General features: G+C 65.2%; 5 protein-coding genes. 3 read left to right on the top strand and 2 right to left on the bottom strand.

Going from position 1 to position 4974, the window contains the following annotated elements:
- On the bottom strand, nucleotides 1-154 hold a 154-nt coding region (locus WA805_RS29360), incomplete at its 3' end, for an Lrp/AsnC family transcriptional regulator (protein WP_422323810.1).
- Between the two features lie 161 nt (nucleotides 155-315).
- On the opposite strand from WA805_RS29360, the gene WA805_RS29355 reads away from it, so the two are divergent.
- The 3 genes from WA805_RS29355 (at nucleotide 316) to WA805_RS29345 (ending at nucleotide 3305) form a co-directional block, all read left to right on the top strand.
- Nucleotides 316-1503, top strand: a complete 1188-nt coding sequence (locus tag WA805_RS29355) for a trans-sulfuration enzyme family protein (RefSeq protein ID WP_422288931.1) — start codon at nucleotides 316-318, stop codon at nucleotides 1501-1503.
- Nucleotides 1504-1519: 16 nt separating this feature from the next.
- Nucleotides 1520-2362, top strand: a complete 843-nt coding sequence (locus WA805_RS29350) for a PhzF family phenazine biosynthesis protein (protein ID WP_425243946.1) — start codon at nucleotides 1520-1522, stop codon at nucleotides 2360-2362.
- Nucleotides 2363-2783: 421 nt separating this feature from the next.
- The gene (locus WA805_RS29345; protein WP_425243945.1) at nucleotides 2784-3305 is read left to right on the top strand and encodes a hypothetical protein; all 522 of its coding nucleotides are present in this window, start codon (nucleotides 2784-2786) and stop codon (nucleotides 3303-3305) included.
- 338 nt (nucleotides 3306-3643) lie between these two features.
- Here the strand turns inward: WA805_RS29345 and WA805_RS29340 are convergent.
- Nucleotides 3644-4974: MFS transporter (locus tag WA805_RS29340; RefSeq protein ID WP_425243944.1), on the bottom strand; the 1331-nt coding region annotated here is incomplete at its 5' end.

Genomic DNA, 4974 nt, shown 5'->3' with positions numbered 1-4974 from the left:
CCTGGTAACCGCGGATTACTCCGGTCTGTTCCAGTCGGCGAACCCGCCGCAGGCACGGCGACGGCGAGAGACCGACGCGTGCAGCGAGCTCGTCATTGCTGATCCGGCCGTGCTTCTCGAGCGTGGCAAGTATCGACCGGTCGATGTCGTCCATATTGGCAGAATATTGCGCACTGTGGGTCTCTACCACACTCCTGTCTCGCGATCTGTTGCTATTTACTGCCAAAATTGCTGAGATGGCTGGCCTTAATGACGCCTACCGGCCACTCTCCTGGGTGGGGCGTGACACAAATCTGTCAACTGGAAGGGTTATCCATGTCGGGCAGCAGCACGATCGCTATCCACGCCGACCGCGATGTCTATCCCAGCCGGGCGGTCGCGCGGCCCATCTACCAGACAGCGGCGTTCTGGGCCGAGGACGCAGAGCAGTTCGCGCAGGTCGCCGTCGACCCGCGGGGCCACGACTTTTACACCCGCTACGGAAACCCGAACCACGCCCAGGTTGCGGCGGTAGTCGCCGAGCTCGAGCACGCGGAGGCGGCGATGGTCACCGCGTCCGGGATGGCCGCGCTCACCACTGCGGTACTGGGGCTGGTGAGTGCCGGCGACCATGTCATCGGGCAGCAGTCCACGTACGGCGGCACGGCGTCGGTCCTGCTGAATCTGCTGCCGCGGCTGGGCATTACGACCACGCAGGTCGACCAGACCGAGCCTGGGGCCTTCGAGCGGGCAGTAACGCCCCGGACCCGCCTGATCCTGCTGGAGTCACCGAGCAACCCGCTCCTGCAGATCACCGACCTGCGATCCATCGCAGCCATGGCCCGGACGCGCGGCGTGCTGACCCTGGCTGATAACACCTTCGCGACACCTCTCAATCAGCGACCGATTGACTTGGGCATCGATCTGGTCTGGCACAGCGCCACCAAGTACCTTAACGGCCACTCCGACGTGTCCGCCGGGGTGCTGGCCGGACCGGCGGAGATCCTGAACCAGATCTGGGACGTCGCCGTGCTCACCGGCGCGGTGCTTGGCCCGTTCGACGCCTGGCTGCTGCTGCGCGGTATCCGCACCCTTCCGATGCGCATGCCACGGCACGACAGCAACGGCCAGGCGCTCGCCGAAGCGCTCAGCGAGCATCCTGCTGTTTCTCGGGTGCATTACCCGGGACTGCCGAGCCATCCGCAGCACGCGCTGGCGGCCAGCCAGATGCGAGGGTTCGGTGGAGTGCTCGCCGTCGAACTCGCAGGCGGCTACGAGGCCGCTGACGCATTCATCGGCCGGCTCGCCCACTTCCACCGCTCGGCAAGCCTCGGCGGGGTGGAGTCGTTGGCAGTGCACCCGGCAGCCATGTGGCGCGGGATGCTCAGCGAACAGGACATCGCCGCGTCCGGGGTCCCGTTGAACCTGGTCCGCCTGGCCGCAGGCACAGAAGACACCGAAGACCTCGTCACCGATGTGCTCGCGGCCGCGGACGCGGTCGCGGCGGCCACCGGCTCCAACTGACCGAAGGGCCACCTGTATGCGACGCCAACGCCAATTCGCCCAGATCGACGTCTTCTCCCCCACCCCTTATCTTGGCAACCCGGTGGCCGTGATCCTCGACGCCGAGGATCTCGAAGACGCGGACATGCAGCGCATTGCTCGATGGACGAATCTGTCCGAGACGACGTTCGTCCTGCCGCCGACCACTCGTGAGGGGGACTACCGGTTGCGGATATTCACCCCGGGCGGCGAGCTGCCCTTCGCCGGCCACCCGACGCTCGGTTCTGCGCACGCCTGGCTGGAACTGGGCGGCACGCCAAAGATCGCGGAGCGCCTCGTTCAGGAGTGCGATGCCGGCCCGGTCGAGGTACGACGGCGCGCCGGGTTGTTGTCGTTCGCGGCCCCTCCCACCCGTCGCAGCGGGGACATCGAGGAGGAGTACCTCGGTCAGATCGTCGATGCGTTCGGCATCGATCACGACCAAGTGCTCGCCCACCAGTGGGTGGACAACGGGCCCGGCTGGGCCGTCGTACGGCTCGCGACGGCGCGCGAGGTACTGGAACTGCAGCCGGATCTGTCGCGGATCCCTGCCGCGATGGTCGGCGCGATCGGCGCCTACCCTGAGGGCAGCGAGCACGCATTCGAGCTGCGCACGTTCGCACCGGGGGTCGGCGTCCCCGAGGATCCTGTCTGCGGCAGCATGAACGCCGCCGTGGCGCAATGGTTCTTGCGCACCGGCGCGGTACCGGGCTGCTACCGCGTCTCTCAGGGCGGACGGCTGGACCGAGCCGGAGACGTCACGATCACAGCCGACCCTGACGGCACCATCTGGGTCGGCGGGAACACGAACACCCTGTTCCACGGCACGGCCTATGCGTAGCAGGTCAGTGGCTCGATCCGGCGAGAACGCCGCGCTGCGCAGCGGTGGCGAGTCTCCACGCGATCTCCATACAATCTCTACACGATCTCGGCCGCAGTCCCTTTACATCTGCATTAGCCCTTGATTTCGCAAGGGCCGGGAGGCTGATCACGAGTAGTCACTCGCTTTCCGGATTTGGGTCATGCTATGCCGCGGCGGGGGCCGTGGCCTTGGTTGCTAGTGCACGGTTAGCGCGATAGCTACTTCTAGCCTGCCGCATTTGCCAACATGCGCCCGTATCGTGGATTGGCTCGAACTCGTGTCCGGGGGCGGAGTTCCCATAATGCATGACACAGGAAACAGGCAGCCAGACCTGCTGGAGTCGGGCTGGTCTGGGCAGTGGTTGGCTAACAAGTCAAGATTCCTTATCGCGTCGGCGTTCATGGCGCTGGGTGTCGGCCTGGTAATTGCCACACTCGTCGCCGTGCATTACCACGCGCAGGCGAACGGGCTCCGGCACCTGCCGAGGTCACCGCATTCACCGGTGCCTGCAGCTGCCGCAGCATTGCCGCGGGTTTCCAGCAGCACCGTAGCACTTCCCGAAGATGCGCCCGTCCGCGGCAAAGTCGCGATCGTTATGGTTGATCACATTCCCGGCGGGAACGCTGAACTGCTGATCATGGCCTACATTTCCGGAGGGAGGGCGCATACTAGATACGCACTCATGGGAAGTAACTGCCTGAGCAACAGTGCTGATCATTTGTGGGCGAGCGGAGTCACGGACGACCAGGGCAGCGCCGTTCTGACCGGGCGCCCCTGGACCAGTAACTCGAGAGATTACTACTGGGCCTGGACCCAGCCCTCGGCAGGAGCAACGCCGCCGCCAGCGCTTCACGAGCCATCGACTGACCGAGTGCTATGCGCGCCGTATCAGCTGCACGGACGTTTCAAGATCATCATCTAGTACGAGCGTGCGCCGCGATACGCCGGTCCTGGCGCAGTTACCACATGCAAGAGGCCGGTTCCCTGTTCGAGAACCGGCCTCTGCCTTTGGTAGCGGGGGCATCGTCATACCAGCGTTCTAGCTCGTCGGTCGCCTCACTGCGTCTCAGCTATCCAGGACCGGCCAAGCCTGTCGTGGTTACCGTTCTGGTTAACCGGGATCCCCCTGGGGGTCATTCAAAATCGCTGGAACGCTTGTCCGAATAGCTCGGCCAGGCAGCTTCCAAGTGGCTCTTGCTATTGCTGTTACCGTTGCTGTATTTGCGCAATGCGCGTCTGCACCCGGCCACAGTGGCTCCTTCAGGTGCGTTGCTCGGCGCTCGGGCTCAGCGTGTCGGTTTCCGGGGAGGGCTGATCCTTGGGCAGCAGCACGGCTGCTACTAGGCCGAGCAGGGCGATGAATGCCAGGACGATCATGGCGATCCCGTAAGACCGGTTGGCGTCGGCGAGGCCGGCGACCAGGATGGTGCCGGCGATCGCGGTGCCGATGGATGATCCCAGGTTGGACACGCTGCGCGACAGACCGGAGATTTCCCCCTGGAGCTTCTCCGGGAAGGCGGATTGCACCACGTTGACCGAGGGGGTGAGCATGACGCCGACGCCCAGGCCGATCAGGAACAGCCCGGGGGCGAAGTACCAGGCGCCGGGGTGGCCCTTCACCTGGACCAGCAGCACGATGATGCCGATGATGGTGATCACGAACCCGGCCATGATCAGCGTCCGCTGCTGGAACCGCCTGACCAGGCGCCCGGCGGCCAGTGAGGACAGCAAGATGCCTACGGTGGCGGCGGTGAAGATCACGCCGGTCTGGATCGCGTTGTAGTGCCGCACTGTCTGCAGGTAGACGGACACGACGAACGACGTGCCCAGCAGCACCGCCCATTGCACGTTCTGGGTTACCAGGGCCCGGTTCGAGGTGCGGTTGCGGAACAAGCCAGTGGACAGCAGGGCCTCCTTTCCGGCCCGCTCGCGGCCGCGGATCCAGAGGTAGAACCCGGCCAGGATCAGCACTCCCACCACGAGCAGGACCGCCATCAGCACCGCGTTCTTATCGGCCGCCAGGATTCCCCCGACCAAGACCACCAGGCCCGTGGCGGACAGCACCGCCCCGACGGTATCGAAGGGACGGCCCGGGTCGGCGGGCACCGGGTCGACGAGGCCGCGGCCGAGCACCAGGATGATCACGATGATGAGGGCCTGGAAGACGAAGGCGGCCCGCCAGCTGATACTCGTAGTGATCAGGCCGCCGATCAGCGGCCCGGTGGCGGCGCCGACACCGCCCATGCCGCTGATCAACCCGAACGCCCGCGCACGAGACTTGATGTCGGTGAACAGCATGGTGGTGAGGATGTAGACGGGCGGGATCAGCAGGGCGGTGCCGACGCCCTCGAAGATGGAGTTGCCCAAGATCAGTACGCCGAGCCCGGGTGAGGCGGCGCTGATTATGGCGCCGACCCCGTAGATCAGCAGCCCGAGCTGAAACAACCGTTTGCGGCCATAACGATCGGTCAGCTTGCCGCACGGGATCATCAGCGCGGCCATCACCAGCAGGAACAACGTGATGCAGACCTGGACGCCCTGGACGTCGGTGTGCAGGTCCTGGCTGATGTCGTTGATCATGACGTTCATGT

It is taken from the genome of Trebonia sp., from assembly GCF_049794275.1.
In the GTDB taxonomy this organism is placed as follows: Bacteria; Actinomycetota; Actinomycetes; order Streptosporangiales; family Streptosporangiaceae; genus Trebonia.
The sequence above is the reverse complement of the archived record's forward strand: the minus strand, read 5'-3'. Positions and strand labels throughout refer to the sequence as shown.